This window comes from Dyella lipolytica (genome assembly GCF_030160075.1).
GTDB lineage: Bacteria > Pseudomonadota > Gammaproteobacteria > Xanthomonadales > Rhodanobacteraceae > Dyella_B > Dyella_B lipolytica.
The window spans coordinates 102525-128992 of the sequence record NZ_BSNQ01000009.1; the positions used below are offsets into that span (position 1 = coordinate 102525).

31 protein-coding genes are annotated in these 26468 nt (G+C 61.7%); 15 read left to right on the top strand and 16 right to left on the bottom strand.

The features are described from left to right. Positions 1 to 38 precede the first annotated feature (38 nt). Together QQL64_RS13545 and QQL64_RS13550 are read right to left on the bottom strand one after the other, a co-directional pair. Positions 39 to 1625, bottom strand: a complete 1587-nt coding sequence (locus tag QQL64_RS13545) for an MASE1 domain-containing protein (protein WP_284400635.1) — start codon at positions 1623 to 1625, stop codon at positions 39 to 41. Between the two features lie 363 nt (positions 1626 to 1988). Next, the gene (locus QQL64_RS13550) at positions 1989 to 2714 is read right to left on the bottom strand and encodes a cytochrome c biogenesis CcdA family protein (RefSeq protein WP_284400637.1); all 726 of its coding nucleotides are present in this window, start codon (positions 2712 to 2714) and stop codon (positions 1989 to 1991) included. 221 nt (positions 2715 to 2935) lie between these two features. On the opposite strand from QQL64_RS13550, the gene QQL64_RS13555 reads away from it, so the two are divergent. Together QQL64_RS13555 and QQL64_RS13560 are read left to right on the top strand one after the other, a co-directional pair. Then, positions 2936 to 3325, top strand: coding sequence for a thioredoxin family protein (locus tag QQL64_RS13555; RefSeq protein WP_284400638.1), 390 nt, complete (start codon positions 2936 to 2938; stop codon positions 3323 to 3325). Positions 3326 to 3501: 176 nt separating this feature from the next. Next, positions 3502 to 3864 (top strand): hypothetical protein, encoded by a 363-nt coding sequence (locus QQL64_RS13560; protein ID WP_284400639.1) that lies wholly within the window; start codon positions 3502 to 3504, stop codon positions 3862 to 3864. Positions 3865 to 3887: 23 nt separating this feature from the next. On the opposite strand, the gene recQ is transcribed toward QQL64_RS13560, so the two are convergent. Then, positions 3888 to 5702: a DNA helicase RecQ gene (recQ, locus tag QQL64_RS13565; protein WP_284400641.1), complete on the bottom strand. Its 1815-nt coding sequence runs from the start codon at positions 5700 to 5702 to the stop codon at positions 3888 to 3890. Between the two features lie 103 nt (positions 5703 to 5805). After that, positions 5806 to 6147, bottom strand: a complete 342-nt coding sequence (locus tag QQL64_RS13570; RefSeq protein WP_284400642.1) for an MGMT family protein — start codon at positions 6145 to 6147, stop codon at positions 5806 to 5808. 332 nt (positions 6148 to 6479) lie between these two features. On the opposite strand from QQL64_RS13570, the gene QQL64_RS13575 reads away from it, so the two are divergent. After that, positions 6480 to 6884, top strand: coding sequence for a hypothetical protein (locus QQL64_RS13575; protein ID WP_284400644.1), 405 nt, complete (start codon positions 6480 to 6482; stop codon positions 6882 to 6884). 3 nt (positions 6885 to 6887) lie between these two features. Here the strand turns inward: QQL64_RS13575 and QQL64_RS13580 are convergent, their stop codons facing one another. Together QQL64_RS13580 and QQL64_RS13585 are read right to left on the bottom strand one after the other, a co-directional pair. Next, a complete protein-coding gene (locus tag QQL64_RS13580; protein WP_284400646.1) occupies positions 6888 to 8012 on the bottom strand; it encodes an inorganic phosphate transporter in 1125 nt (374 codons plus the stop codon). A 57-nt stretch (positions 8013 to 8069) separates the two neighbouring features. Then, complete coding sequence (locus QQL64_RS13585) at positions 8070 to 8699, bottom strand: DUF47 domain-containing protein (protein ID WP_284400648.1); 630 nt, start codon at positions 8697 to 8699, stop codon at positions 8070 to 8072. Positions 8700 to 8830: 131 nt separating this feature from the next. Here QQL64_RS13585 and QQL64_RS13590 point away from each other — a divergent pair, with 131 nt between their 5' ends. Then, a complete protein-coding gene (locus QQL64_RS13590) occupies positions 8831 to 10150 on the top strand; it encodes a hemolysin family protein (protein WP_284400649.1) in 1320 nt (439 codons plus the stop codon). A 3-nt stretch (positions 10151 to 10153) separates the two neighbouring features. Here QQL64_RS13590 and QQL64_RS13595 read toward each other — a convergent pair whose 3' ends face one another. Continuing rightward, on the bottom strand, positions 10154 to 10915 hold the full coding sequence (locus QQL64_RS13595) for an RNA methyltransferase (RefSeq protein ID WP_284400651.1): 762 nt from the start codon (positions 10913 to 10915) through the stop codon (positions 10154 to 10156). Between the two features lie 133 nt (positions 10916 to 11048). Here QQL64_RS13595 and QQL64_RS13600 point away from each other — a divergent pair, with 133 nt between their 5' ends. Next, positions 11049 to 11852, top strand: coding sequence for an inositol monophosphatase family protein (locus tag QQL64_RS13600; RefSeq protein WP_284400653.1), 804 nt, complete (start codon positions 11049 to 11051; stop codon positions 11850 to 11852). Positions 11853 to 11920: 68 nt separating this feature from the next. On the opposite strand, the gene QQL64_RS13605 is transcribed toward QQL64_RS13600, so the two are convergent. The 7 genes from QQL64_RS13605 to QQL64_RS13635 all read right to left on the bottom strand — a co-directional run bounded on the left by QQL64_RS13605 (position 11921) and on the right by QQL64_RS13635 (position 16448). Then, positions 11921 to 12256, bottom strand: coding sequence for a VOC family protein (locus QQL64_RS13605; RefSeq protein ID WP_284400655.1), 336 nt, complete (start codon positions 12254 to 12256; stop codon positions 11921 to 11923). A 26-nt stretch (positions 12257 to 12282) separates the two neighbouring features. Further along, positions 12283 to 12603: an antibiotic biosynthesis monooxygenase family protein gene (locus QQL64_RS13610; RefSeq protein WP_284400657.1), complete on the bottom strand. Its 321-nt coding sequence runs from the start codon at positions 12601 to 12603 to the stop codon at positions 12283 to 12285. A 5-nt stretch (positions 12604 to 12608) separates the two neighbouring features. Then, entirely contained in the window at positions 12609 to 12869 is a 261-nt protein-coding gene (locus QQL64_RS13615; RefSeq protein WP_284400659.1) for a DUF2164 domain-containing protein, read from the bottom strand. Positions 12870 to 12924: 55 nt separating this feature from the next. Further along, positions 12925 to 13620: a DnaA regulatory inactivator Hda gene (gene hda, locus QQL64_RS13620; protein ID WP_284400660.1), complete on the bottom strand. Its 696-nt coding sequence runs from the start codon at positions 13618 to 13620 to the stop codon at positions 12925 to 12927. Continuing rightward, on the bottom strand, positions 13617 to 14783 hold the full coding sequence (locus tag QQL64_RS13625; protein WP_284400662.1) for an AI-2E family transporter: 1167 nt from the start codon (positions 14781 to 14783) through the stop codon (positions 13617 to 13619). The genes hda and QQL64_RS13625 overlap by 4 nt, the downstream gene beginning before the upstream one ends. 75 nt (positions 14784 to 14858) lie before the next feature. Then, positions 14859 to 15452: a CDP-alcohol phosphatidyltransferase family protein gene (locus QQL64_RS13630; RefSeq protein ID WP_284400664.1), complete on the bottom strand. Its 594-nt coding sequence runs from the start codon at positions 15450 to 15452 to the stop codon at positions 14859 to 14861. Between the two features lie 6 nt (positions 15453 to 15458). Then, the gene (locus QQL64_RS13635) at positions 15459 to 16448 is read right to left on the bottom strand and encodes a DUF2066 domain-containing protein (protein WP_284400665.1); all 990 of its coding nucleotides are present in this window, start codon (positions 16446 to 16448) and stop codon (positions 15459 to 15461) included. Positions 16449 to 16544: 96 nt separating this feature from the next. On the opposite strand from QQL64_RS13635, the gene purM reads away from it, so the two are divergent. The 3 genes from purM to QQL64_RS13650 all read left to right on the top strand — a co-directional run bounded on the left by purM (position 16545) and on the right by QQL64_RS13650 (position 19050). After that, positions 16545 to 17573 carry a phosphoribosylformylglycinamidine cyclo-ligase gene (gene purM / locus QQL64_RS13640; protein ID WP_284400667.1) on the top strand — a complete coding sequence of 343 codons (1029 nt, stop codon included), beginning with the start codon at positions 16545 to 16547 and terminating at the stop codon, positions 17571 to 17573. A 62-nt stretch (positions 17574 to 17635) separates the two neighbouring features. Beyond that, entirely contained in the window at positions 17636 to 18298 is a 663-nt protein-coding gene (purN, locus tag QQL64_RS13645) for a phosphoribosylglycinamide formyltransferase (protein ID WP_284400669.1), read from the top strand. A gap of 44 nt (positions 18299 to 18342) precedes the next feature. Next, a complete protein-coding gene (locus QQL64_RS13650) occupies positions 18343 to 19050 on the top strand; it encodes a DUF3108 domain-containing protein (protein ID WP_284400671.1) in 708 nt (235 codons plus the stop codon). Positions 19051 to 19111: 61 nt separating this feature from the next. Here QQL64_RS13650 and murA read toward each other — a convergent pair whose 3' ends face one another. Then, positions 19112 to 20371 carry a UDP-N-acetylglucosamine 1-carboxyvinyltransferase gene (gene murA, locus QQL64_RS13655; RefSeq protein ID WP_284400672.1) on the bottom strand — a complete coding sequence of 420 codons (1260 nt, stop codon included), beginning with the start codon at positions 20369 to 20371 and terminating at the stop codon, positions 19112 to 19114. A 47-nt stretch (positions 20372 to 20418) separates the two neighbouring features. Beyond that, positions 20419 to 20658 (bottom strand): BolA family protein, encoded by a 240-nt coding sequence (locus QQL64_RS13660; protein ID WP_284400674.1) that lies wholly within the window; start codon positions 20656 to 20658, stop codon positions 20419 to 20421. A gap of 167 nt (positions 20659 to 20825) precedes the next feature. On the opposite strand from QQL64_RS13660, the gene QQL64_RS13665 reads away from it, so the two are divergent. The 7 genes from QQL64_RS13665 to hpf all read left to right on the top strand — a co-directional run bounded on the left by QQL64_RS13665 (position 20826) and on the right by hpf (position 26431). Further along, positions 20826 to 21836: a KpsF/GutQ family sugar-phosphate isomerase gene (locus QQL64_RS13665; RefSeq protein ID WP_284400676.1), complete on the top strand. Its 1011-nt coding sequence runs from the start codon at positions 20826 to 20828 to the stop codon at positions 21834 to 21836. 10 nt (positions 21837 to 21846) lie between these two features. Next, a complete protein-coding gene (locus QQL64_RS13670; RefSeq protein WP_284400678.1) occupies positions 21847 to 22389 on the top strand; it encodes a KdsC family phosphatase in 543 nt (180 codons plus the stop codon). Continuing rightward, the gene (gene lptC, locus QQL64_RS13675) at positions 22386 to 23048 is read left to right on the top strand and encodes an LPS export ABC transporter periplasmic protein LptC (protein WP_284400679.1); all 663 of its coding nucleotides are present in this window, start codon (positions 22386 to 22388) and stop codon (positions 23046 to 23048) included. The genes QQL64_RS13670 and lptC overlap by 4 nt, the downstream gene beginning before the upstream one ends. Then, the gene (gene lptA, locus QQL64_RS13680; RefSeq protein WP_284400680.1) at positions 23011 to 23598 is read left to right on the top strand and encodes a lipopolysaccharide transport periplasmic protein LptA; all 588 of its coding nucleotides are present in this window, start codon (positions 23011 to 23013) and stop codon (positions 23596 to 23598) included. Before lptC ends, lptA begins: the two co-directional genes overlap by 38 nt. A 9-nt stretch (positions 23599 to 23607) precedes the next feature. Then, a complete protein-coding gene (lptB, locus tag QQL64_RS13685; RefSeq protein WP_284400682.1) occupies positions 23608 to 24327 on the top strand; it encodes an LPS export ABC transporter ATP-binding protein in 720 nt (239 codons plus the stop codon). Between the two features lie 142 nt (positions 24328 to 24469). Further along, entirely contained in the window at positions 24470 to 25951 is a 1482-nt protein-coding gene (locus QQL64_RS13690) for an RNA polymerase factor sigma-54 (RefSeq protein ID WP_284400684.1), read from the top strand. A gap of 156 nt (positions 25952 to 26107) precedes the next feature. After that, positions 26108 to 26431 carry a ribosome hibernation-promoting factor, HPF/YfiA family gene (gene hpf / locus QQL64_RS13695; protein ID WP_284400686.1) on the top strand — a complete coding sequence of 108 codons (324 nt, stop codon included), beginning with the start codon at positions 26108 to 26110 and terminating at the stop codon, positions 26429 to 26431. Positions 26432 to 26468: the final 37 nt, after the last annotated feature.

Below are 26468 nucleotides of genomic sequence, written 5' to 3' on the forward strand. Positions count from 1 at the left end.
GAAAGAAAAAGCCCAGCGATTTCGCTGGGCTTTTTTCGTCAGAGGTCGAGCATGATCCAACTGATGCGCCGCCCGTCGGGAAGCATGCGTTCGCGCGCATACCCTTCAAAGATCGCTGCCCGGTCTTTGAGTGCCTTGATCCCTGCCCCAGTCGTGGCGCGCATTAAACGAGGCATCAGGTCGTCCCACCGCACATGAGGCAAGCGCACAAGGTTGGCGCGGAACACGACGCTCACGGCGACCCAACGCCGGCCGTTCACATCCCCACCGCGGATCCGGACACACACGTCGCTCACATCCCGCTTACCGCATCCGTCGGCCAGGGCTTCGCACACCATGCGATAGAGAGCGAGATGGACGGTCGAAGACAAGGCACTCAGCGGGCCTTTGAGTTCACACCAATATCGGATTCCAGCGTGATCCAACATCCGCGCTACCGCGCCTTCCCGCAGGGCGGCCGGTAGGCCGCGCTCACGCCAGACCGTGGGATGAAGGCTTTCGGAAATCCCATGAAGCTGGTCTTGGGCTGCGAGCGCCAGACGCTGATAACCCCCGTCATCAATGGCGGGCTGCAAATGGCGAAGGCGGCCCATCATCATCGCGTAGCCAGTGCGCACGGTTTCACGCGCATTTTCGAGGGCCTGGGCCGTCATCCGAAGTTGCATTTCCCCCAAGTAGACATTGCGTTGCGCCAACGCCAACGCCGTGCGCACTTCTTTGCGTTCTTTCTCAGCGCGCCGATCGAGCGCCTCGATACGGGCCCCGAGCAACAGCATCGTTGCAATGGCGAACGCGACGATCACTTCGGCCTGGATGGTCGTTTGATCGTATTTCTCGGGCATCAGCCAGACGAGCGCCAAACTGGCAGCCGTGCCACCCAAAGCAGCCCCCTGCCAACCATGGCGAAGCGCCAGCCACACGACCGGCACAAACATCGCAACCTGCGCGAGCGCGCGCAGGTGTGGCTCGGTGAACCCGGCCCACACCAGGATGGCGAGCACAGGCAAAATAAAGCACACGCTCTCGAAGGTCGCCCGGCTTTCACTGATTGCAGTGAGCAACGAGCGCCAGCCATGGCGTCGTAAGGCCTGCCACACGGCGAGCACCGTAGGCACCACCGTCAAGACGCCGATGAAGTTGCCAAGCACCCACTGCGCCGCCAGATGGTTGTAATGCATCGGGTGAACGCCCGGTGGATAGACGGCGCTGGCCAACTGCACCTCATTGACGCCCAACATCACGATCGCGACCGCAAGGGCGCAGAGCACCAGCATCGAAATGTTCACCTCACCCTTCCGATCCACCAAGGGCGCGCGCGTCTGGAAGAGATAGACGATCGGGGCAATGAACACGAGGCTAGGAATGACCATCAGCGTGGACCACAGCACCCCGAACACCGACACGCAGCTGATCGCAACGGGGAGTTGGGCCATGCTTTGAGACACGATCATGGCCGGCCAATAGCGACGAGGCACAAGCAAGGCCGCGGCGACATGCACACCGCACAGCAGGACAAAATGCGGAACAGTCAGATGCTGGAAAAGCCACACGCCGAGGCCATAGCCGATACCGACCGCAAGGTGCTTCCACCGATCCGTTGTCTTCACCCCTGAACGTTCGTGCATCGTTCTCCCACTCCCCAGTGGACAACCAGTGGACTCGTGACGCTTGGAATAAATGCTGCGACGATCCGGGTTCAGCCGTGAAACCCCGGTGAAGCCGGCTAACCCTTTGTATCGGCGCCATCTTACTGCCATGTAGGGCCGCTGGATGTTGCGAACGTCCGAGGTGTGAGGTGGGTTGTGAAACCGGCGCTCACATGGGGAAACAATCAATCGACCGTCGCCCCTATCCGCGGTCCGCAAGAATACCCCTGTTGTCACAGGCCAAGGACCGAGGAGCCGCAGCAGCAGCGGCTTTTTTATGGACGGCCATACGCCCGCTACCTTCGACAGGTTGCTCGTGCTTAATGGCTTGAGCTGCGCTTTTTATAGCGACGTGGTGAGATTGGTTACCCAGTCCGGCAGCACGCCAATAATCCCCGACTCGAGGCTGCGATCGGCACCGGTGATAATCAACACGCCCACCAGCAGGATAAGCGCACCCAGGATTCGCCTACCGCGCGTCCCCGCGGTCATCAGCCTGCCTCGCCAGCGCGCGAGCAGGCTTTGCGTGGCCAACGCCATGATCAGCAGCACCGTGGCAATGCCGAGGGCGAAGGCCATCATCACGAAGGCGACCTGCCCCAGATTCTTGCCTTGCGCGGCAAGCAAGGTGGCTGCGCCCAGCGTGGGACCGACGCATGGGCTCCACACCAAACCGAGCAGGACACCGATGCCGGCCTGTCCGGCAAGCCCGAATCGCTCCAGCCTTGCCTGACGTTCACCGGCCCAAGTCGCAAGGGGGCCGATGGCATGCTCGAAAAATGTTTGCACTCTCGGGACCAGCAAAGCCACACCGACGATCAGCAGCAACACGGCGCTCCATGTGCGGATGGTCTCGCCATCCAGCCCGATCGATGCACCAACCGTGGCAATGGCGAACCCCGCCAACGTGAACGAGGCGACCAAACCCAGTGCCAGCGCGAGCGGCCCCCAGCGATGACGCTGCGCGGCGCTGCCGAGCACGATCGGAACCAGGGGGATCACGCAAGGCGACAGGATCGTCAGTACACCTGCAGCGTAGGCAACCAGAGGATTGAGATTGCCGCTCATGACAGCCTACCGGCCAAACAGGTAAAACCGATCGTCGGATTAACACGCATGCTGGGTCTTCCGTTGCGAAAAAAATGTAACCGGGCATCTGTCCGCGTAGCGCGATGCCGCTCACCTAGGGTTTCGTTTGAAAGAACCTTGGAGTTACACCGGGCATGCCCGTGTAACCACTCAAGTGTCAGCGACGAATAGTGAGTAGAAGTCACTTGGGAGAACGCTCCATGTCCATACTCCGCATCCTCTCGGCCATCGCACTTGGCCTGCTTGTTACGGCTGCCGTGCAGGCTCAGCCGATCCAGCCGTTCACTACTGCCGCCTTAAAAGCAGCTCAGGCCGCTGGCGAACCCGTGCTGGTGGATGCGTACGCGAGCTGGTGTCCCATCTGCCGCAAGCAGGCGCCGACAATCGACGCGATGGCAAATGATCCTGCTTTCGCAAAACTGGTGATCTTGCGGTTGGACTACGACAACCAGTCCGCTGAAAAACGTGCACTGGGAATCACCATGCAAAGCACCTTGATTGCTTTTCATGGCGATAAAGAAACGGGTCGACTCGTCGGTGTTACCGATCCCGACCAGATCAAGTCGCTGGCCGCATCGGCATTACACTGATTTGCGTTAGCGCCCCCTCGCGACGAGCGGAAGCACCGCCAGCGCAGCGGGCGTGAACTGTTAGACCGATTGAAATTACGTCGTTCTAACAACTGCACCACGCCCGTCATCATGACGTCCGCGCATCGCCATGCTAGTGACGCATAGAAATAATCGTCGCGTCATCCGCGCCTGGCATGCTCTCACCATCGGATATGGAGCGCTTCCCGATGGTGTCGCAGTATGTTTTTCCGTCCAGCCGTGGCTTGTTCCGCATCGTTAGTCACGGTCGTCGCTGGCGTTCGCTCGTCGATGCGCGCGAATGGGCGCGACACGATTCAGCGGAGGCAGCGCTGGATGCTTTGCGCATGAGCTGGCCCCAGGCGCGTTTGCCCCAGACGTTAGGCGAATGGCGTTATCTCGGTGAATCGCCGGCTCTGCCGCATGCTCGCCTAGCTCGTGCCACTAGAACTACGGGTGTTGATCCTTTGCATGCGCGTGTGCGTCGTTCGCGCCGTTTGCAGGATCGCCCAAGCCGTGGCGTGACCGATCATGGATGATCGGTCGCGACCCTTTTTTATCGTCAATCATTCGAATTGATGACTTCGAGAAAATCGCGACCGTAGCGTTTTAGCTTGGCCTCGCCGATGCCGCTGATCGAGGCGAGATCCTCTTCGTTTTCGGGCATCGCGCGCAACATCGCTAGCAGGGTCGCGTCGTGAAAGATGACGTAGGCCGGCACACCGTGCTGCTTGGCGAGACGAGAGCGCAAAGCGCGCAATGCGTCCCAAAGCGGTTGCTCGTAGGCCTCTATGCCGAGACTGGCACCCGTCACCAGCTGACTGTCGCGACGGCGCGAAGCCCTGCGGGTCGGACGTGTTTCCTCGCGCATGTGTACCGATTGATTGCCGACCAGCACATCGCGGCTGGCCGGGGTGAGACGCAACGTCCCAAAGCCTTCGGCATCGGTGGCGAGCAATCCAGCTGCCAGCAACTGGCGGAACACGGAGCGCCATTGCTTTTCATCCGTATCAGCACCAATGCCAAAGGTGGTGAGACGGTCGTGGCCGAGCTGGCTCATGCGTGCGCTATCGATACCGCGCAGGATGTCGATCACGTGGCCCGAGCCGAAGCGCTGGCCACTGCGATACACCGCCGACAAGGCTTTCTGCGCGGGTACGGTGGCGTTCCAGGTTTTCGGTGGCTCGACACAGTTATCGCAGCGACCGCAGGGACCATGGAAATCTTCACCGAATGCGCCCAGTAGCAATTCGCGTCGACAGCGTGTCGCTTCGGCGTAGGCGAGCAGCGATTCCAGTTTCTGCCGCTCAACGCGTTTGCGTTCGTCCGCCGACTCGGACTGCGCGATCATCTGACTCATCGTCACCACGTCGGACAGGCCATAGATCATCCACGCTTCGGCCGGCAATCCATCGCGACCGGCGCGGCCGGTTTCCTGGTAATAGCCTTCCATGCTGCGTGGTAAGTCGAGATGTGCCACAAAGCGCACGTCGGGCTTGTCGATGCCCATGCCGAATGCCACCGTAGCCACCATCACCACGCCATCTTCGCGCAGAAAGCGTGTCTGGTTCGCGGTACGAGTCGCCGCATCCAGTCCCGCGTGATACGGCAGGGCTTCGATGCCCTCCTCCGCCAGCCAACTGGCAGTATCGTCGACTTTCTTGCGGCTCAGGCAATAAACGATGCCTGCATCGCCGCGTCGATCGGCAAGAAAATCCAGCAGCTGCCGTCGCGCGTTGTGACGCAGGCCGACGCGATAGCGAATGTTGGGGCGATCGAAACTGGAAACGAATTGCTGCGCATCCTGCAATGCCAGCCGCTCGACGATTTCATCGCGCGTGCGTGGATCGGCGGTAGCGGTCAACGCGATGCGCGGCACCTGCGGATAGCGTTGATGCAGGACGGTCAGCTCGCGATATTCGGGACGGAAATCATGTCCCCATTGCGAAACGCAATGCGCTTCGTCGATGGCGAACAATGCGATCTCGGTGCGTCCGAGCAATTCGAGAAAACGCCCGGTGAGCAACCGCTCCGGCGCTACATAGAGCAGGTTGAGATCACCGGCAAGCAACTGCTTTTCGATCTCGCGCTGTTGTTGCGCATCGAGGCTGGAATTGAGATACGCCGCCGCCACACCCGCCTCGCGCAACGCATCGACCTGATCCTGCATCAACGCAATCAGCGGCGACACGATGATGCCCGTACCTTGCCGCAGCAACGCGGGAATCTGATAGCAAAGCGACTTGCCGCCACCTGTCGGCATAAGCACGAGCGCGTCGCCGCCGTCGGCGACGTGCTCGACGATGGCTTGCTGCGGATCTCGGAAATGGGCGTAACCGAAGACGCTCTGGAGAATATCGAGGGGAGTGGCGGACATCGGCTGCATGCTAGCAAACCGTCACGTGTGGCTCACGTCCGACATGTAGTCTCGCGCGCAATCGATGTGTCCCTGCGTTGCGATTGCGCCGGAAAGCCAAGGATTACCGCGGTGGCATGCCCCACACCGCCCGATCGACATCGGCATCGAGACCGAAGCGCGACAATGGCACGCGCCCGTTTTTCACTTCCACGCCCTCGGCCCGCAACAATCGGCACTGCTCACGAAAGCCGCGACTGCCGGGCGGCATGGCGATGTGGCCGCTGGAGCGCAGTACGCGAAACCAAGGGAGCACCATGCCGTCGGGCACCTCGCCCAGCAGGCGGCCGACCAGGCGCGCGCGGCCTGGCAAGCCGGCACGCGCAGCGATGGCGCCGTAGCTCGCGACGCGACCCGGCGGAATCGCAGCAATGGCGGCAAAAACCCGCAAATATTCCTCTTTCATAAGAGCCTGTCTAAGGTCTCCGAGTAGCTCGCGTTGAGCCCGTATACTCGTCAGGTGGTAGTGCGTGGCGCAGCGCCTGACTGGCGGTCAGGCCAAGCCGCGCGCTGCCGCATGGCGAGTATACGGGCTCAACCCGAAGGACCGGGTCTGTTTGCACACACGCCTGCGTCCTCGCTCAGTCGTGTATCGACATACACTCCTTCACTCCTCCTTGTCGTGCGCGCAAACAGATCCCGGCGCGGGCCACTCGGAGACCTTAGACAGGCTCTACGCGTGCACGTTCGCGTTGGTCGTGTCAGAGTATCAGTCCGTCCGTCTGTCCGGATCGCCTTATGCATCACTTCGAGGCCGTGCGTTCGCTGATCGGCAGCCTGCATCCCTTGCGGCAGAACGATCCGTATCTGATCAGCTTCGATCTCGTGCTGCCGCACGGGCGCCACCAAGGTATTTATCTGGCGGAGCTGGAAGACGAGATCGGACGCCGCTATCTGCGCATCTCCACGCCGATTGGACCTCTGGCCGGCGTAGATCCAAAGCGCTGCCTACGCTTCAACTGGGAACAACGCAACGGTTTCCTGGCGGTGGCGGACCTGGATGGCTCGCCCTATCTGCACCTGTGCGAAAACCGGCCGTACGATCTGCTCAACCAGCAGGAACTGCGACGCTTGATCGGCGAGCTCGGCAGCCTCGGCGATCAGCTGGAACAGGTGATCGTCAGCGGTGGCGATGCGTTCTGACCATCACGACCATTGCCGGGCCAGATAGACAAAGGCATACGCGACCAGCGCGGTAACCGGCAGGGTGAGAATCCACGCCCACACCATGCGCTCCACCACCGACCAGCGGATGGCATTGAATCGCTTGGCCGCACCCACGCCCATGATCGACGACGACACCACATGCGTGGTCGATACCGGCAAGCCAAACACTGAAGCGCCGAGAATCACCAACGCCGAACTACCCTCGGCTGCAAAACCATTGATCGGATGCAGCTTCACCATCTTGTGACCCAGCGTTTTGATGATGCGCCAGCCGCCACCGGCGGTACCGCCGGCCATGGTCAGCGCGCACACCACTGCCACCCATGACGGCACCGCAAAGCCACCGGCGGCGGATTCGTGGATACGCAGGAAGGAAAGCCAGTGCGGCAGACCATCGAATTGCCCGGCCGCCGTGGCGCTGGCCAACGCCAGGGCGATGATGCCCATGCTCTTCTGCGCATCGTTCATGCCGTGCGCCAAACCCATCGCGGTGGCGGAGAGAATCTGCGCCTTGCCGAAGAAGCTGTTGACGAATGGTGTGCGGCCCAGATATCGCAGAACGCTCTTGCGGCTGGCGAACCATGCCAGCAATCCATAAAGGCCGCCCATAAGCAGGAAGCCCAGCACAAATCCCATCAACGGCGACACCACCATCGGCATCACGACCTTGGGCAGCACGCCCTTGCCTTCCCACCAATGCGCACCGCCGTGCGCCCAGATCACGGCGTCGAAGCGCCCGCCCGAAGCGCCAATGGCCGCACCCACCAGCGCGCCCACCAGCGCATGACTGGAGCTGGACGGCAAACCCATCCACCAGGTGATCAAATTCCACACGATCGCCGCCAGCAAAGCGCAGATCAGCAATTGCGGCCCGGCTTCGATCACCCCGGTGTTGACGATGCCGGCGGCAATCGTTGCCGCCACCGCCGTGCCCCATAGCGCACCGATCATGTTGGTCACTGCCGCCAGCAATACCGCCTGCCCCGGCGAAAGCACCTTGGTCGCAACCACGGTAGCAATGGAATTGGCAGTGTCGTGAAAGCCGTTGATGTAAGTGAAGGCGAGTGCGATCAGTACCACTATCGCGACGAGACCAAGACTCATGCGGCCACTCCGATCGGTGCGCGCCATGCATGAAGGAGAGCGTGCAAGGCGGACACCTCAGGAGTTCTTCAGCACAATGGAGTAGACGATGTTGCCCACGTCGCGGCATTTGTCGATGGCCTTTTCGATCAGCTCGAACAGATCCTTGGCCAACATCGCGCGCATCGCATCGTTGCTCTCGATATACAGCGTGCGGTACGGCGCCAGCAGCATGCGATCGCCTTCCGATTCCAGCGTCTGCAGCCGATCCTGCAGCTTCTTCACCGGATCGATGCGTAGACCGTTGCGCAGCTCGCCGATCATCTCCGCCACCACGTCGGTGGCGCGCGACAGCACCAGCGCACGCTGACCGAAATCCACCCCGGCAAGACGGCTGGCGACGATCTCGTAGCGCTCGGCGAACTTCTCCACGCTCTTGGGGATCTTGTAGAGCGACGAGTTGAGCGCCTCGATGTCCTCGCGATCCAGCGCAGTGACGAAGGTATTCACCAGCTCTTCACTGATCTGCCCCGCCAGCGCTTTCTCGCGGGCGCGGGCAGAGGCAAATGCGGCCATCACCGGGGCATGGTCGGCTCGGGTCACCAACTCGTGCAGGGCCTTGGCGCTTTCGCGGGCGGCGTCGGCGCTCTGCTCGAGCAGGCCGTAGAACTTGTCGCCTTTACCGAAAATCGTCTGAAGTGAAAACATGCAAGGGCGCCTGGACCGAAGGGGGCAAATGTGACGCGCATGTTACAGGACGGCCCCGCCGGGCCGCACCAGCAGGGACACCCTTGCGTGCCTTACACTGGCGCCATGCCCGCAACAACTGCCCTGTCGCGATGCTGACTACAGTCGCGCTCGTCCTCATCCTCGCCCTCTGCAACGGTTTCTTCGCGCTCTCGGAGATGGCGCTGGTCGCCTCGCGCAAGAGCCGCCTCAAACAGATGGCCCGTACCAGCCGGCGGGCGCAGATCGCCCTGCGACATGCGGAGGCGCCGGAGCACTTCCTTTCGACCGTTCAGGTTGGGATTACGCTGATCATGCTGGTCACCGGTGCGGTGGCTGGCGATGCGGTGGGGTCGCATATCGCGGACCTGCTGCACGGCGGCAACGTGGCCTGGCTGGCTCCGTATACGCGGATCGTCGGCATCGTGCTGGGCTTCGTGGTGATCTCGTTTATACAGATCGTGATCGGCGAGCTGGTGCCCAAGCGCCTGGCGTTGTCCGCGCCCGAAAAGGTGTCGGGCTACGTGGCCATGCCAATGCTGGTGCTTTCACGTGCCACCGCACCGTTCGTGTGGATGTTGAATCGTTCGAGCAGCATGCTGATGAAGCTGCTGCGCGTGAAGGACCGCGGCCAAAGCGCGGCAACCGAAGAGGAAATCCGCCTGCTGGTGGCCGAGAGCACCGAACAAGGCGTGCTCGATGCCGACGAGCAGGCGATGGTGAACCGCGTGCTGCGCCTGGGCGACCGCACGGTGGATAGCGTCATGAGTCCACGCACGCGCATAGCGTGGCTGGATATGACCGCGCCGCTGGCGGAAAACCTGGATGTGCTGCGGGAGACGCCCTACTCGCGCTATCCCGTCTATCGTGGCGACGAATCCGACATTGTCGGCGTCGTCGAAGTGAAAAGCCTGCTCGGAAGCATCACTGCCGGAAAGCCGGACCTGTTTCGCACGCTCGCTAAACCGTTGTACGTACCCGCTACCGCGCGCGCGCTCGATCTGCTGGAAGAATTCCGCGACGCCGAAACGCCGATGGCGCTGGTGGTGGACGAATACGGCGATATCGATGGCGTAGTCACGCTCAACGATCTGCTGGCCGCGGTAGTCGGCGCGAGTCAGCTGGGCCACGGCAACGAGGAAAGCCCGCCGATCGTGCAACGCGAAGATGGCAGCTGGCTGGTCGACGGCGCCATTGCCACCGACGATCTGCGCGAACTTCTGCATCTGGATCAGCTGCCCGGCGAAGAAGAACACGATTTCCGCACGGCCGCCGGCATGGTGATGGCTGCGCTCGGACACATTCCGCAAACCGGCGAGGTGTTCGCATGGCGCGGCATCCGCTTCGAAGTGGTGGATCTGGATGGCGCGCGCATCGACAAGTTGCTGATAACGCCGCCGCCGCGTATCGAACTGGCTGACGACGAGCAGTAGCGCTTACTCTTTTTCTCTCGCCAACTGAGCCATCCGCTGTGCATCGGCAAGAATGCCGTGCAGCATGCGCAGCTCACGCTCATCCATTTGGGCACGCTGGAACAGCTTGCGCAGACGCAACATGATCGTGGTGGGTGCGCGCCCCTTGTGAAAATCGATGTCGTCCAGCGTTTTCGCCAGGTGCTCGTAGAAGCGTTCCATCTGCGCGGCGTCGGCCGGCGGTTCGTCATGCACCGGCGGCGATGCCGGCACGTCCTCGCCCAATAACGCGACGCGCAGCTCGTACGCCATCACTTGCACGGCCTGGGACAAATTGAGAGAGCTGAAATCGTCCACGCTGGGAATGCGCACCATCGCGTGGCAGCGCGCCAGCTCATCGTTCTCCAGCCCAGTGCGCTCATTGCCGAATACCAGCGCGACCTGCTCGCCGCGCTGCGCTGCCGCGATGGCCTGCATGGCGGCCTCGCGCGGCGAAAGCTCCGGCAGGGTTACGCCGCGTCGGCGCGCAGAGAGACCAAAGGCAAGACTGGAGCCCGCCAGGCTATCCACCAGCCCCGGATGAACCCCGGCCCCTTCCAGCACATCGTCCGCACCGGCCGCCAGGGCAGATGCCTCACGGTCCGGAAAGCGATGCGGCGCGACCAGCTCCATACGGGCAAACCCCATCGTCCGCATGGCGCGCGCCGCACTGCCGATATTGCCCGGGTGCGAGGTGCGTACGAGGACGAAGCGGAAGCGGTTCGGCAGGTCGTCAATAACAGTCATGTAGCGGGATCAATGGGGAAACCAGCGGAAAAGGATAGTGGACATAACCATGCCCCGGGGCGCCGAACCCCGCCCCAGCACTACTCTGCTAGAATCCCCGGCCGCTAACCCGTTCTTTTGCCAAGCCAAACCCATGACCAGACCCGCCGTCAACGTCGCGGTACGCGCCGCGCGCTCCGCTGGAAACGTGATCCTGCGTTACATGAATCGCATCGACGGCCTCAATGTCGTTGAAAAGCAACGCATGGACTTCGCCTCCGAAGTCGACAAGATGGCCGAGGCCGAGATCGTCAAGGAACTGCGTCGCGCCTACCCCACCCACGCCATCCTCGCCGAGGAAGGCGGTGCCATCGGCAAAGGCCCGCTGGTCTGGGTGATCGATCCACTGGATGGCACGCACAACTACCTGCGCGGCATTCCGCATTTTTGCGTTTCCATCGCCTTGCTCGACAAGGGCGAGCCGGTGTACGCCGTGGTGTTCGACCCTCTCCGCGACGAGCTGTTCACTGCCAGCAAGGGCGACGGCGCTTACCTCAATGACCGTCGCATGCGTGTCAGCAAGCGCGAAAATCTTACCGGCGCTATGATCGCCACCGGTTTCCCTTATCGCCAGCGCGCGCATTTGGATTCGCAGCTGGCCATGACGCGCGCGCTGCTGACCCAGGCGGAGGACATTCGCCGTTCCGGCTCCGCTGCGCTGGACCTGGCTTACACCGCCGCCGGTCGTTATGACGGCTTCTTCGAGATCGGCCTCAAACCGTGGGACATGGCGGCCGGTGTATTGCTGGTGCGCGAAGCCGGCGGTCAGTACGGCGATTTCGCCGGCCGTGACGGCATCCCCGAAAGCGGCAACCTCGTCGCCGGCAATTTGCACGTGGTGAAGGCGATGGTGGAAGCGATCAGCGCACAAGCCACGCCTGCATTGCTAAAGGCTTAACCGCTAAAAACGATCGATATAAAGGCGCCTGATGGCGCCTTTGTTCATTCCGCGAGTGGATAAGCAGATCAGCCACTATCGGTCAAACCGATATTGAACGTGATGCCATAGGGATCTCGCATATAGCAACGCGGTACGGATGCATCTTCTTCCACAACAGCGCAGCCAGCGGCAACTAGCCGCTCCTTGGCTGCCTGGACATCCGGCACCAGACATTCGAAAACAGGCGCGTGGCCCTCACCTTTTTCGACATAAAGACGAAACGCACCCGTTTCGAAACCGACCATTTTCTCGCTGCGATGTACCACGGCGAAGCCCATCGTCGATGCATAAAACTGGGTGGCCCCGGCCCAGTCATTGGTGCGGATGATGACGTCACGCGAGGAACGGAATGCAGCTGCCATGGTAGTCACCTGATGGATGGATTACGTCAAACCGATCGTGCGGACACCTGCTTAAGCACGTCGAAATGCTGTACCTCGGGCTCGAACTCCAGGAGAAAACCTTCATCCTCGGGGTAATACTTTGCTTTCAAAACATCGTCACCGGCAAAAGCGCGAATGACCTCTTCGGAAACCCAATGCGTCACCGTCAGGAAATGGGTGACGTCCCCTTCGTCTCGACGCAACACCGCCACATCGATATTGCCGGGCACTGAGCGGTAATCGGGAATAGCGCTCTGTTCGAGGAAGGTCGCGTACTCATCAGCCCGTTCGCGGGATGTGCGGCCATGCCATATGCGACAGATCATGGGCTTTACCTCTGGAACTCCGTGGGACGCTCTAGTTGATAGATCGCATCCTGGATGTCGTCCAATTTGCCGGACAGCACGGCTTGAGCGTCGTACAAGCCGCGGTTGTAGAAGTATGCGCCGATCTCCCTGGCAAAAAAGTCCAGCAGGAACTCGGCATCGAAACTTCCAATTTGCTGATGCAGTTCTTCGGAAAAGTAGAGCTTGATCTTCCGGACGATGACGTCCTTCTCGGTAGGAGAGAATTTGATGTCAGTGCCATCCATAAATATGCGCTCACTATTGTTCGGCCGCTGAAGAAAGCCCTTCCCGAAGACCCGTCTAACCCGCCTCGCGCAAAAACGTGCGCAAGAATGGCACCGTGATGCGTCGCTGCGCAGCCAAGGAAGCTTGATCCAATCGATCGAGCAGATCGAGCAATGCGCCGGTATCGCGCGCGTAGCGGGCGAACAACCAATCGAGAACGGTGTCGTCCAGCTCGATGCCGCGCAAAGCGGCTTGATGTTTCAGTACTTCGCGGCGCTCGGCGTCATCCAATGACTTAAGCGCGAACTGGGTACATGCACCAAGGCGCGAACGCAGATCGGGCAACACGATCGACAACTGTGCCGGAACCACCTGAGCCGCAAAGATGATGGCGGCACCTTCGGCGCGCGCGCGGTTGTAGAGATCGAACAACGCGTGCTCGGCATCGCGGTTGCCCGCAAGCGCATCGAGATCGTCGAGTGCGAGGAACGCGCTGCCGGCTACGCCGCGAATGACCGTCGCGTGATCGCGCAGTGCTTTCAGCGGCAGGTATTGGACGGTGCGACCGGCTTCATTGGCCGCCTGACATGCAGCAAGCAGTAGGTGGCTCTTACCGCTGCCTGCTGTACCACTCAGATACAACCAAGGCGCGCCTTGCTGCGTAGCCAACGCCTGCACTGCCGCCACCGCCGCCGCATTGGCGCCGGCGTGGAAATGTTCGAAGCGCTGGCGGCGCGGCCAACGCAAGCTCAACGGTAACTGCGCAGTCATGGCTCAGTGGATTCGTGACCTTCGGCAACACGCGTTTCGGTTTGCACACGGCCGCCGGCATCCTGGCTGACGGTGACGTCAACCTCCGCAATCACGGTATCGGGCGAACCTTCTTCGGTATAGAGATCGCTTAGTTTGTAACGTTGCGCCAGGTAGCGCAGCAGTACCAGGATCACCGAAGCCGCCGGCAACGCCAGCAGCACGCCGAGGAAACCGAACAAATAACCGCCGGCCAACACCGCGAAGATCACCGCAACAGGATGCAACCCGATTTTTTCGCCTACCAACCGCGGCACCAGCACATAGCCTTCCAGCAACTGCCCTACGACGAATACACCGATCACCATCAACAGATGCGGCCAGTCGCCGTGCTGTACCAGCGAGGCGATGATCGCCGCGGCAAAGCCGGTGATAAAACCAAGATAGGGCACAAAACTGAGCAGGCCGGCCACCATACCGATCAGCGGACCCACCGAGATACCTATCAACGTGAGTGCCACGCCGTAGTAAATGGCGAGCGCCAGCATCACCAGCAATTGCCCGCGCACGAAGGCGCCGAGTACCGCGTCCGACTCGCGTGCGAGGTGCGCGATGGTCGGCTCGATCGAGCGTGGCAGCATGCGATCGATCCAGGCCACCAGCCGATCCCAATCGCGCAGCAGGTAAAACCAGACCACCGGAATCAGTACCAGATTGGTGAGCCACATCACCACGCCGAAACCGGAGCGCGATAGCTTGCCGATCACGCTACCGATCGAGCCGATGTGATCCTTGATCTCGGCAACCAGACGGTCGGTGTCGAAAGCGTTCGGATCGAGATGCAGTTTTGCCTGCAACCAGGGCAGCGCTGCGTCCCGGCCCCATTCCACGTAGCGCGGAAAGTTCTGCACAAGATTTTCGATCTGGCGCGCGATCAGCGGCACCAGCAGTACCAAGGTGGCCACGATGACAAGCATCAACACGACGAAAACGATGCTGACGGCAAGCGTGCGCCCGATGCCGAGCCGCTCCAGCCGATTGGCTAAGGGATCGCCCAGATAAGCCAGCATGGCCGCGACCGCGAAGGGCATCAGCACTGGCGCCAGCAACCACACCAACAGCGCGATGGCCACGGTGATCGCCAGCATCTGCCAGCGGCGGGATGTCTCTTGGCTTATGGACACGAATGACTCATCAGTGGCGGGCGTGAGGTGAAGTTTGGCCTATGTGAGGGGTTGTTCAAAGTCTTGCTACAGACTCTAGTGCGCTCGACGGATACGCCAGGCGCGATACGACCAGCGCAAGGCGTAGTCCAACCCGCTGCCTATGCACAACGCGGCAACCAGCCAAACGAATAGCGCAGGCCTCGGTGCGGGCCAGCCGGCCAGCGCGAGCAACACCGCAAGCAGATAGACGATTTGCATCAACGTGCAGGCTTTCGACAACAAACTGGGTTGCGGGTCGATGCGGCCGATCAGCAAGCGCCAGAACAAGGCGCCGGAGGCAATCACCAAGTCACGCCCGCAGACGATCAGCGTCAGCCAAAGCGGGACTTCGCCGAGCCAAGCCAATATGACGAAACAGCTGATCAACAACAGCTTGTCCGCGATCGCATCGAGCATACCGCCGAGCCGGCTTTGCCAGCCGTAATGGCGGGCAAGAAAACCATCCAGCCCATCCGAAACGCCGGCCACCGCTACCAGTGCCAAGGCATATGACCAATGTCGATGCAGCAGCTCCCAACAGATCGGGGCTACCAGCAGTACCCGCAGCATCGAAATGGCGTTGGGCAAATGCCGCCAGGGGGAAACCGGCGTGGGCGGGTGCGACGCAGCGGGCATCGCAGTGACCATACCGACTCAGTGAAGCCAGCGCAGGCTGACGTCGGCGCCGTCGCGCGCACCGTCTTGCATCAGACGTCCGCCGGCGGCGAGGTCGGTCGCCAGATCGCCGAGCGGCTTGGACGCCTTCACGATCAGCAGCAGACCATCGTCCTGCGCACCTAGCGAGCTGACTTTCTCCACGGAAGGATCGGCCCGCAACGTTGCCAGCAAGTTGGCGTAATCCAGCGCCGAATGCAGGCCGGATATCCACAGCTTGCCGTTGACCTCGGTCGCTCCAATGACATTCAGCGTCTTGTCCAAACGATCGGCCGCGCTCTTGCCGGCATCGGCGAACAAGCCGTCGTCGCTGCCTTGGGTGCTCCAGTGCTGCGCCTGGCCGCCGCTGATCAGTGTCCAATCGGCGCTGCCGGCGTGCATGTCACCGACCAGCACGAGGCCGGTGTGGTACAGCCGCGTAATCGCCGACAGGGCCGCCGGGTCCGCCGCCGTTAGCTTGCCCAGGTCGGGCAGCTGCGCGGGATCGGCATAACTCACTTTGTAGCCGTGCTTGTTTACGGCGTCGCTCAATGTGCCCAGATCGTCTTTGCCGAGTACCTTGCCGTCGCTACCTTGCACGACCAGCAACAGCGGCGGTTTGATCCCCGCCGTGCTCGCTCCCATCTGGGTAACCAGGCGTTGCACCGCACCCTGGTCGAAGGTGATCGACAAGGTCAGGCTCGGCGGATTACCGGCGCCGCGCTGGTATTGGAACTGTTGGACGATGCCCCCTGCGTTCTGCATGGCATCGTCGTACCCGCTCTTGCCGCGCAGGTCCTGGCCGCCGGAAACACGTGTCAGCACTTGCCCCAAGGCGGTCGAGAAAGCCTGGCTGCGCTGGGTGCCGCTGGTATCGGAGACCGGCACGACCACGTTGTAGGGCGAGGCCGTCTGGCCAAGGACGATCTGTGGCAAGCCCGTGACCAGGCCGAGCAACAAAGTAGCGATCAGCAAGCGTGACAGACGCATGGGCAAGGCCGGGCTCGGGGTGGGATTCAAACGAAAGTCTGCCCAATCCGACCCCCAACGTCTATCATTGTATGTTTTCCAAGGCCGGGTTCCCTCATGTCCGACGCCCTCACCTACCGCGCCGCCGGCGTGGATATCGATGCCGGCAATGCCGTCGTCGAACGCATCAAGCCGCTGGTCAAGCGCACCTTCCGCCCCGAAGTGATGGGCGGCCTAGGCGGCTTTGGCGGCTTGTTCAATCTCGGCACCCGCTACAAGGAGCCGGTGCTGGTCTCGGGCACGGACGGCGTAGGCACGAAGCTCAAGCTCGCCCAGCAACTGGGCCGGCACGACACCATCGGCATCGACCTGGTCGGCATGTGCGTGAACGATGTGCTGGTGCAGGGCGCCGAGCCGTTGTTCTTCCTCGATTACTTCGCCACCGGCAAGCTGGACGTGGACACCACCGTGGCTGTGGTCGGCGGCATCGCCAAGGGTTGCGAACTGGCCGGTTGCGCGCTGATCGGCGGCGAGACGGCCGAGATGCCCGATATGTACCCGCCCGGTGAATACGATCTGGCCGGCTTCACCGTGGGCGCCGTGGAAAAGGATGCGCTGCTGAGCGGCGAAAGCATCGTTGCCGGCGATGTAGTTCTCGGCGTGGCCTCTTCCGGCCCGCACTCCAACGGCTATTCGCTCATCCGCAAGATCGTCGAACGCGCCGGCAGTCCGTTCGATCTGGACGTCGGCGGCGTGAAACTGGCGGATGCGCTGATGGCACCGACCACGATCTACGTGAAACCGATGCTGGAGCTTTTGAAATCCGTACCCCTGCACGGTATGGCGCACATCACTGGTGGTGGCTTGAAGGAAAACATCATCCGCGTGGTACCGGACGGGCTTGGCCTGAAACTCGACGCCTCCGCGATCGTGCTGCCTCCGGTGTTCGACTGGCTGATGCGCGAAGGCAACGTGGCGCGTGAGGAAATGTGGCGCACGTTCAACTGCGGCGTGGGCTTTACCGTGCTGCTGCCGCGCGATGCCGTGGCTGCCGCGTCGGCATTGCTGGCAAAGCACGGATTGGCGAGTTCGGTCATCGGCGAAGTCGTCACGTCGCAGGGTGATGAGCGCGTACACATCGGCTGACGACACGCCGTCGTCCCTCACAGGACGGAACGACGCGCTGAACTCGATACGTACCCACACGCATGCCTTCCCCTCTTCGCATCGCAGTACTCGCCTCCGGGCGCGGCAGCAATTTCGCCGCGCTGCTGGCAGCTCGCGACCGTGGCGAGTTGATAGCGGATTTCGTATTGGTCGCCAGCGACAAGCCCCATGCGGGCGCACTGCAACTCGCGCAAACGGCCGGCATCCCGACGTTGGTGCTTGATCCGCACGATTACGCCGAACGTCGCGATTACGACTTCGCCCTGTTCGACCGCATCGCGGCAAGCAAACCAGATGTGTTGGTGCTGGCGGGTTTCATGCGCATCATCGACGGCGATGCGTTGAAACCCTGGGTAGGCCGGATGATCAACATCCACCCCTCGCTGCTTCCCAAATACCGCGGCCTGCATACGCACCGTCGCGCGCTGAAGGCAGGCGATAGCGAGCACGGCGCCAGCGTGCATTACGTGACAGCCGAGCTCGACGGCGGCCCGGTGATTGCCCAGACGCTGCTGCCGGTCGAAGCCGGCGACGACGAAAACACGCTCGCCGCCAGGCTGCTACCGCTGGAACATCAGTTGCTATCCGCCGTAGTCGCCTTGATCGCTGCCGGTCGTCTTTCGCTGGGTGCGGACGGTATCGTCTTCGACGGCCAACCGCTTCGCAAACCCTTGCGATGGCGTGACAGAAAATTGCTGCGCTGACGCTGCAACGAAGCGTTCAGGATGGATGGATACACTGCCGATCCATGCGCACACTCAAACTCCCCAGTATCCTTCTCGCCGGCCTCGCGCTGGTCACCTTCACTACGGCCGCGTTTGCCGCGGCACCGACGCCGTTCACTGCGACGTATCAAGTGTCGCGCGATGGCGAGGCGATGGGTCAGGCAACGATCACGTTGAAAGCCCTCGGCAACGGCGAATACGAATACAGCAACCAGATTCGCGGCACCTCCGGTCTTGCGGCCATGCTTGGTGCAAACTCCAGCGACATCACGCGCTTCCGTTGGAACAATAACGCGCCCGAAACGGAAAGCTACAACTCCAAAGTGAGTGCGCTAAAGACCAAGCAGCGCCAGATGCTGGTGAACTGGAATACCAAACAGGTCAGCGTGGACGAAGGCAAAGGTGCAACCAACTATGCTGCGGAGCCGGGCATGGTGGATCGCAACACCATGTCGCTTGCGCTGGGCCTGGCATTGCGTAACGGCAGCCAGAACGTAACGCTGCCCGTCGGCGTGAAGCAGCGCGTGGAGCAACAGCAGTTCAAAGTACAAGGCACCGAAGCAGTCAAAGTGCCGGCGGGCAGCTTCCAGGCCCAACGCGTTACACGCACGGATTCGGACAAACACTTCGATGCGTGGTACGTACCGAAGCAATTCTCGCTGCCAGTGAAAATGGCGCAGAGCGACGGCGGCGATTTGACCTTGGAGCTGGTTCGCTACAGCAGCCCCTAAACGAAGCACTCCTCCACAAGAGAAAAGGGCTGCTTGCGCGGCCCTTTTCTTAGCGGAAGCATCAGGTCGGCATGCGCCGAATCTTCGCGCCCAGACCACCGAGCTTTTCCTCGATGTTCTCGTAGCCGCGATCGATGTGATACACGCGATCGACCGTGGTATCGCCTTCGGCAACCAGTCCCGCCAACACCAGGCAGGCCGACGCGCGCAGATCGGTCGCCATGATCGGCGCTCCGCTCATCTTGTTCACGCCCTGGATGATCGCCGTATTACCTTCCAGGCGAATGTCCGCACCCAACCGCTGCAGCTCGTGCGCATGCATGAAGCGGTTCTCGAACACCGTCTCGGTGATGATGCCTACGCCTTCGGCGACGCAGTTGAGCGCGGTAAATTGCGCCTGCATATCGGTCGGGAACGCAGGATACGGCGCCGTGGTGATGTTCACGGCTTTAGGACGGCGGCCTTGCATGTCCAACTCGATCCAATCCGGGCCGGTGGAGATGTGCGCGCCGGATTCTTCCAGTTTGGCCAGCACGGCATCGAGTGTATTGGCGCGCGCGTTGCGCGCACGTACCTTGCCGCCGGTCATTGCCGCACCGACCAGGAAGGTGCCGGTTTCGATGCGATCGGGAAGAACTTCGTACGACGCGCCATGCAGGCGTTCAACACCATGGATCACCATCGTCGACGTGCCGGCGCCTTCGATCTGCGCACCCATCGCGTTGAGGCAATTGGCCAGGTCGACCACTTCGGGTTCCTGCGCGGCGTTGTCGATGATGCTGGTGCCGGAGGCGAGCACCGCGGCCATCATCACGTTCTCGGTACCGGTAACGGTCACCATGTCCATGACGATGCGCGCGCCTTTCAAGCGCTTGGCGCGGGCTCGGATGTAGCCGTTCTCGACCTCGATTTCCGCGCCGAGCGCCTGCAAGCCACGGATGTGCTGATCGACCGGACGCGAACCGATCTGGCAGCCTCCGGGCAGCGACACTTCCGCCTGACCGAAACGCGCCACCAGCGGCCCGAGCACCAGGATCGACGCGCGCATGGTCTTCACCAGCTCGTACGGCGCGAAATAGCGATCGGCCGAGCGCGGATCGACCTGGATCTTCATGCGATCGTCCAGGATGAGCTGCACGCCCATCTGGCCCAGCAGTTCCATGGTGGTGGTGACGTCGTGCAGGTGTGGCACGTTGCTGATCGTCACCGGCTCGTCGGCCAGCAGACAGGACGCGAGGATCGGCAGCACGGCGTTCTTGGCGCCGGAAATACCTACTTCACCACGTAGCGGCTCGCCGCCGCTGATCAGAATTTTGGCCATCAGGAACCCTTAAGTAAACGAAATCGGGAGAGCGGCTGCCGCGACCGTCAACGGCGCGCAGCGGCTTCTTCCGGTGTGAGAGTCTTGAGCGCGAGCGCATGGATAGCGCCCCCCATCAGGTCCCCGAGTGTGGCGTAGACCAGCCGGTGCCGCGCCAGGGGCAACTTGCCCGCGAACTGCGCAGCCACCACTTCTGCCTCGAAGTGCACGCCATCGTCCCCTTGCACGTTCACCTGTGCTCCGGGCAGGCCCGTTTCAATCATTGCCTGGATGCTGGCTGCGTCCATTGGTTTTCCACTGCGGAGATCCTGAACGCCGGCCGCTCGATGTTAAGGGGCGAGCCATTGGCGTCAGGCATCAAGATAGAATGCGAATGTGCCATGTTAATGGAAATCTGCTGTCGCAGAAACGACACAGGCGACCCCCGTCAGCCGCCAGCCGTCATCGAGGACGCATGAACGCACCCATCGTCAAAGCCAAGTCCACCCGGGTGGATGCTGCCGCCATCGTGCGCAGCGCACGCACGGTCATCGCCACCGAGGCAGCCGCCATTCGCGCGCTGGAGCCGCGGATCGACGAGACTTTTGTCGACGCCTGCCGGCTGATCCTGGGCTGCAAAGGGCGCGTGGTGGTCACCGGAATGGGCAAGTCCGGCCATGTGGGGCGCAAGATTGCCGCCACCCTGGCCTCCACCGGCACGCCTGCTTTCTTCGTCCATCCGGGCGAGGCCAGCCATGGCGACCTGGGCATGATTCTGCCGCAGGACGTGGTGCTGGCCTTGTCCAACTCCGGCGAGACGGATGAGATTCTCTTCATCCTGCCCGTGATCAAGCGCCAAGGCATCCCGCTGGTCGCCATTACCGGCAACCCGGACTCCTCCCTCGCCGGCCAGGCCGACGTGCATCTGGATGCTGGTATTTCCGCCGAGGCCTGCCCGCTGGGCCTGGCACCTACGGCCAGCACGACGGCCGCGCTGGTGATGGGCGATGCCCTGGCGATAGCCCTGCTGGAGGCACGCGGGTTTACCTCTGAGGACTTCGCGCGTTCTCATCCCGCCGGGAGCCTGGGCCGTCGTCTGCTGTTGCACATCAGCGACGTGATGCACACAGGTACCGGCATACCGACGATCTCCCCTGACGCGAGCCTTACCGAAGCCTTGATGGAAATGACCCGCAAACATCTGGGCATGACCGCCGTCGTCGATCACGAACAGCACCTGCTGGGCGTGTTCACTGACGGCGACTTGCGCCGTGCCCTGGACGACGACGGTGTCGACCTGCGCAACGCCAAGGTCAGCGACTTGATGACGCGCGGCCCCAAGGTGATCGGCGCGGACAAACTGGCTATCGAAGCGGCGCAATTGATGGAGAAATACCAGATTCACGCCTTGCTGGTGGTCGACGACGCGCAGCGTGTGGTCGGTGCACTGAACATCCACGACCTGCTGCGCGCACGCGTCGTTTGACGGAAGCCTCATGGATTACCTCGCCAATCTGCCCGCCGAGCTGCTCGCCCGCGCCGCCAAGATCCGTCTGGCGGCGTTCGATGTGGATGGCACGCTCACCGATGGCCGCCTCTGGTACAGCGAGAGCGGCCATGAAACCAAAGTGTTCCACGTACATGACGGCCTGGGTCTGAAGCTGCTGCAGACGCATGGCGTGCAAGTGGCCATCATCAGCGCGCGCATCAGTCATCCCGTGGCGCTGCGTGCGGAAGAACTGGATATCGCCCATGTCTACCAGGGCCAGGGCGACAAGCGCGAATGCCTGCTGCAGATCCTGGAAGCCCTGAATCTGCAGCCCGAACAGGCGGCCTTCGTGGGCGACGATCTGCAGGACATTCCAGCCATGCGCCTCGCCGGTCTCGCGGTTGCGGTCGCCAACGCCCATCCCTGGGTGGTTGCGCAGGCTCAGTGGCAAACCCACCTTGGCGGCGGCATGGGTGCGGTGCGCGAAGTTTGCGACCTGATCCTTCACGCACAGGGCAAAACGGCGGCGGAACAGGAGCACTGGCGGTGAATCTGCGCCAATACCTGCGCGATAACCGCATCACCGTGGTCATCGCCGTGCTCGCCATTGCCGCACCCGCAAGCTGGATGCTGCAGCGCTGGGTGGCGGGGGCCCCTCCCACCAACGATTTTATCGGGCCGCCCGTATCGGATTACGTGCTCTACACCTCCAAGGTGTGGAGTTACGACGTCGACGGACTGCTCAACTTCACCATGACCGCGCCACGCATGGATCGCCGCGCGGGCGATGAATCGCTATATATCAATGCGCCGATTTTCGACATCAAAGCCAAGAAACCCGGCGTGCCGGACTGGCAGGGCAATGCACCCTTCGGCTGGGTCAACAAGACGGGCACCCTGATGCGGCTGGACGGCGATGTCTACATGTATCGCCCTGCCTATGCCGGGGGTCCCATGGCAACATTGCATACCTCCGATGTCACCGGCTGGCCGAAAGAGAACCGCATGGAAACGACGGCGCCCGCAGTGATGACGCAGGGTCAAAGCGTAATGAACGGCGTCGGCATGCGTGCCAACTTAGACGATAACCATTTGGAGTTGCTCCATGACGTGCACGGCATCCTCTATCCGCGCCAGAAAAATGCTACGACTCAGCCTGTTGGCCACGGGGTTGCTGCTCCTGCAGCCGGCGCTGGCAAAGCAGGATGACCGCAACCAGCCGATCCATGTCGTACACGCCGACAGCATGGACGGTTACAACGAACCCAATTCCGTCAGCACCTTCACGGGCAGCGTCCTGATCACTCAGGGCACCATGAAGCTGACCGGTCAGGTCGCCAAGATCTTCACGGCTAAGGAAGACACCTCGGTCGATCACATCATCGTGACCGGCACAGCCCAGAAGCGGCCGCACATCGAACAGATCGACGACAACGGCAACCTGATGACCGGCGACGCCGATCAGCTGTACTACGACAACGTCAACAGCATCGCAATCCTTACCGGCCATGCCGTGGTCCATCAGCAGAACAAGGGCGACTCCAGCGGCGCCAAGCTCACCTACAACACCAACACCGGTTACATGGCCGGCGAGAGCGGTAACGAAGGCCCGGTGTCGATGACGTTCTTGCCGAAGCAGAAGCCCATTACGCCGAAGAATGGCGCTCCGGCCCCCGCGCCAGTCAAACCCGCGACTAAACCGGCTCCCCATTCACCCACCACGCCGGCGCCCGCCAGCAGCGCGCCGACCAAGGGATAATCGCTACTCATGCTTTCCGCAGAAGGGCTGCAAAAAAGTTTCCGCGCGCGCCAGGTCGTGCGTGATTTCGCGTTCTCGATCCGCCAGGGCGAAGTGGTCGGCCTGCTCGGCCCCAATGGCGCAGGCAAGACCACCTGTTTCTACATGATCGTGGGCTTGATCGAAGCCGACGGTGGCGCTATCAAGCTCGATAAGCAGGACATCACCGGGCTGCCCATGCACGCGCGCGCCAAGCTCGGCATTGGCTATCTGCCACAGGAAGCATCGGTGTTTCGCCGCCTCAGCGTGGCGGACAACATCATGGCGGTGCTGGAACTGCGCGAAGGCCTCGATCAGCGCAAACGCGACGCCGAACTGGAAAGTCTGCTTGACGAATTGAAGATTGCCCACATCGCCGGCCAGAAGGGCATCAGCCTCTCCGGCGGTGAACGTCGCCGCGTAGAAATCGCCCGCGCCCTTGCCGCACAACCGCGTTACATGTTGCTCGACGAACCGTTCGCCGGCGTGGACCCGATCTCGGTCGGTGAAATCCAGCGCATCGTGCGACACCTGAAGGAACGCGGCATCGGCGTGCTGATCACCGATCACAACGTCCGCGAGACACTGGGCATCTGCGACCGCGCCTACATCATGAACGAAGGCGAGGTGCTCTCGCGCGGCACGCCCGCGCACATCCTCGCCGACGAAAAAGTGCGCGAGGTTTATCTGGGGCGTGAATTCCGCTTGTAATACTCCATTCAAACCGCCCGCACAAGTTGCAATTTGCGTCGTTTCACATCCGCATACACGACCGGTCATTTCGGTCGTAGAGGCTATGGCCGACGCTCCGGCGAAGGGTTAGGATGATGCCAAGTTCACCCTCTTGGCAGGCATGAAACCGGGACTTCAGTTTCGTCTTAATCAACAGCTGGCTCTCACGCCGCAACTGCAACAAGCCATTCGCCTGTTGCAATTGTCGCAACTGGAGTTGGCCGCCGAACTGCGCCAGCTTGCCGAGAGCAATCCACTGCTCGAGTTCGCCGAGGACGCCGATCCGGAACAAGACGAAAACGAAGGCGACAGCGAATTCGAGAACGAATTCGATGCTCCGCTCTCGGCCAAGAGCGATACGTCCGCGAGCAGTGATAACGATGAGGCACCGGAGTGGACCGAGGCCGATATCACCGCCGACCAACCGATTGATTTCTCGTCCAGCAACGGCAGCGGCAACGGTAGTAGCAGCCAAAGCAACCGCGACGATGAAGGGATGGAGCCGCAGAACGCCGCGCCCGAATCCCTGCAGGAACACCTGCTATGGCAGCTCAACCTGACACCGATGGAACCGCGCGCCAAGGCCATCGCCACGGTGCTGATCGACGCATTGAACACAGACGGCTATCTGGGGGAAGGCCTAGATGCTGTCCTTGCGGCGTTGCCGCCTCATTTGAAGGCGACGCTCGAAGAAGTGGAAGGTGTTCGCCGGCAACTGCAACAGTTCGATCCCGCCGGCGTCGCCAGTATCGACTTGCAAGACTGCCTGCGCGCGCAGCTCGAACAGTTCGACCCTAGCACGCCGCAACGCGATCTGGCGTTACGCATCGTCGAACATGAACTGGAGCTTCTGGCGCGCAACGATATGGTCAAGCTTGCGCGCCGCATGCATGCCAGCGAAGAGGAAACCACGGCCGCAGCACTCCTGATCCGCAGCCTCGACCCGCGTCCCGGTGCCGCGCTGGATATCACGCCGGTGGAATATGTCGCGCCCGACGTCTATGCGCGCAAGGATGGCACCCGTTGGCGTGTGGTCCTGAACCCGGACAGCCAACCGAAGCTCAGCCTGAACCAGCACTACTGCGGCCTTATTGCGCGAGCGCGCAGTGACGACGCAAGCTGGATGCGCGGTCAATTGCAGGAAGCGCGGTGGCTCATCAAGAGCCTGGAATCTCGCGCCGAAACACTGCTGAAGGTGGCCGAAGCCATCGTACGTCGGCAAAGCGCCTTCCTTGACTACGGTCCGGAAGCCATGCAACCGCTGGTGCTGCGCGAAGTGGCCGAGGAAGTGGGTATGCATGAATCAACGATTTCACGTGTAACTACCCGCAAGTACATCCACACGCCGCGCGGCACCTACGAGCTGAAGTATTTCTTCTCCAGCGGCGTGTCCACGGAAGACGGCGGCAGCGCGTCGGCCACCGCCATTCAGGCGATGCTGCGCAAACTGGTCGATGGCGAAGATCCGCGCAAACCGTTGTCGGATCAGGCGCTCGCCGAAGAATTGCACGGTAAAGGCATTCAGGTGGCGCGCCGCACCGTCGCCAAGTACAGGGAAATCCTACGTATTCCCAGCTCCAGCGAACGACAGCGCAACAGCTGAATGTTGGCGCCGTCATAACGCTCGGGAACTTGCTACTAAACGGAACGTTCCTATATTCAAGAGTAAGGTTTTGCTTCACGGTGCAACGATCGTTTCACGGCGATTCGCGCATCGATCCACGCCGCCGCTGGCGGCAGCTCTAGAAGGAGGCGCACCATGCAATTTCAACTCAGTGGTCAACAGATCGATGTCACCGCGGCCCTGCGCGACCATGTCACGGCCAAGCTCGATCGATTGACCCGCCTCGACGACCGCATCGTCAGCTTGAACGTCGTGCTCTCGGTCAACAAACTCCAGCAGCGCGCCGAGGCCACCATGAACGTCACAGGCAATTCGCTGCACGCCGAAGCCACCGGTACTGACATGTACGCCTCCATCGACATCATGTTCGACAAGCTCGTCAATCAGTTGCGCCGATACCGTGAAAAGCTGTGCGACAAGCACCAGCGCGAAGTACGCGAGGTTCGCCAATACGGCTGAATTCTCCCCCGCCCGCCCCCATATGGGGCGGGCGCCC

Excerpts from the sequence above, each read along its gene's own strand:
- QQL64_RS13650 (WP_284400671.1), top strand. The coding sequence starts at position 18,343 with ATGCGCACACTCAAACTCCCCAGTATCCTTCTCGCCGGCCTCGCGCTG.
- QQL64_RS13670 (WP_284400678.1), top strand. The coding sequence starts at position 21,847 with ATGGATTACCTCGCCAATCTGCCCGCCGAGCTGCTCGCCCGCGCCGCC.
- hda (WP_284400660.1), bottom strand. The coding sequence starts at position 13,620 with ATGACTGCGCAGTTACCGTTGAGCTTGCGTTGGCCGCGCCGCCAGCGC.
- QQL64_RS13605 (WP_284400655.1), bottom strand. The coding sequence starts at position 12,256 with ATGGCAGCTGCATTCCGTTCCTCGCGTGACGTCATCATCCGCACCAAT.
- QQL64_RS13580 (WP_284400646.1), bottom strand. The coding sequence starts at position 8,012 with ATGAGTCTTGGTCTCGTCGCGATAGTGGTACTGATCGCACTCGCCTTC.
- QQL64_RS13575 (WP_284400644.1), top strand. The coding sequence starts at position 6,480 with ATGCATCACTTCGAGGCCGTGCGTTCGCTGATCGGCAGCCTGCATCCC.
- QQL64_RS13585 (WP_284400648.1), bottom strand. The coding sequence starts at position 8,699 with ATGTTTTCACTTCAGACGATTTTCGGTAAAGGCGACAAGTTCTACGGC.
- hpf (WP_284400686.1), top strand. The coding sequence starts at position 26,108 with ATGCAATTTCAACTCAGTGGTCAACAGATCGATGTCACCGCGGCCCTG.
- lptB (WP_284400682.1), top strand. The coding sequence starts at position 23,608 with ATGCTTTCCGCAGAAGGGCTGCAAAAAAGTTTCCGCGCGCGCCAGGTC.
- murA (WP_284400672.1), bottom strand. The coding sequence starts at position 20,371 with ATGGCCAAAATTCTGATCAGCGGCGGCGAGCCGCTACGTGGTGAAGTA.
- QQL64_RS13595 (WP_284400651.1), bottom strand. The coding sequence starts at position 10,915 with ATGACTGTTATTGACGACCTGCCGAACCGCTTCCGCTTCGTCCTCGTA.
- QQL64_RS13545 (WP_284400635.1), bottom strand. The coding sequence starts at position 1,625 with ATGCACGAACGTTCAGGGGTGAAGACAACGGATCGGTGGAAGCACCTT.
- recQ (WP_284400641.1), bottom strand. The coding sequence starts at position 5,702 with ATGTCCGCCACTCCCCTCGATATTCTCCAGAGCGTCTTCGGTTACGCC.
- QQL64_RS13600 (WP_284400653.1), top strand. The coding sequence starts at position 11,049 with ATGACCAGACCCGCCGTCAACGTCGCGGTACGCGCCGCGCGCTCCGCT.
- QQL64_RS13560 (WP_284400639.1), top strand. The coding sequence starts at position 3,502 with ATGCTCTCACCATCGGATATGGAGCGCTTCCCGATGGTGTCGCAGTAT.
- QQL64_RS13665 (WP_284400676.1), top strand. The coding sequence starts at position 20,826 with ATGAACGCACCCATCGTCAAAGCCAAGTCCACCCGGGTGGATGCTGCC.
- QQL64_RS13615 (WP_284400659.1), bottom strand. The coding sequence starts at position 12,869 with ATGGATGGCACTGACATCAAATTCTCTCCTACCGAGAAGGACGTCATC.
- purM (WP_284400667.1), top strand. The coding sequence starts at position 16,545 with ATGTCCGACGCCCTCACCTACCGCGCCGCCGGCGTGGATATCGATGCC.
- purN (WP_284400669.1), top strand. The coding sequence starts at position 17,636 with ATGCCTTCCCCTCTTCGCATCGCAGTACTCGCCTCCGGGCGCGGCAGC.
- QQL64_RS13690 (WP_284400684.1), top strand. The coding sequence starts at position 24,470 with ATGAAACCGGGACTTCAGTTTCGTCTTAATCAACAGCTGGCTCTCACG.
- QQL64_RS13635 (WP_284400665.1), bottom strand. The coding sequence starts at position 16,448 with ATGCGTCTGTCACGCTTGCTGATCGCTACTTTGTTGCTCGGCCTGGTC.
- QQL64_RS13555 (WP_284400638.1), top strand. The coding sequence starts at position 2,936 with ATGTCCATACTCCGCATCCTCTCGGCCATCGCACTTGGCCTGCTTGTT.
- QQL64_RS13570 (WP_284400642.1), bottom strand. The coding sequence starts at position 6,147 with ATGAAAGAGGAATATTTGCGGGTTTTTGCCGCCATTGCTGCGATTCCG.
- QQL64_RS13590 (WP_284400649.1), top strand. The coding sequence starts at position 8,831 with ATGCTGACTACAGTCGCGCTCGTCCTCATCCTCGCCCTCTGCAACGGT.
- QQL64_RS13630 (WP_284400664.1), bottom strand. The coding sequence starts at position 15,452 with ATGGTCACTGCGATGCCCGCTGCGTCGCACCCGCCCACGCCGGTTTCC.
- QQL64_RS13550 (WP_284400637.1), bottom strand. The coding sequence starts at position 2,714 with ATGAGCGGCAATCTCAATCCTCTGGTTGCCTACGCTGCAGGTGTACTG.
- QQL64_RS13610 (WP_284400657.1), bottom strand. The coding sequence starts at position 12,603 with ATGATCTGTCGCATATGGCATGGCCGCACATCCCGCGAACGGGCTGAT.
- QQL64_RS13660 (WP_284400674.1), bottom strand. The coding sequence starts at position 20,658 with ATGGACGCAGCCAGCATCCAGGCAATGATTGAAACGGGCCTGCCCGGA.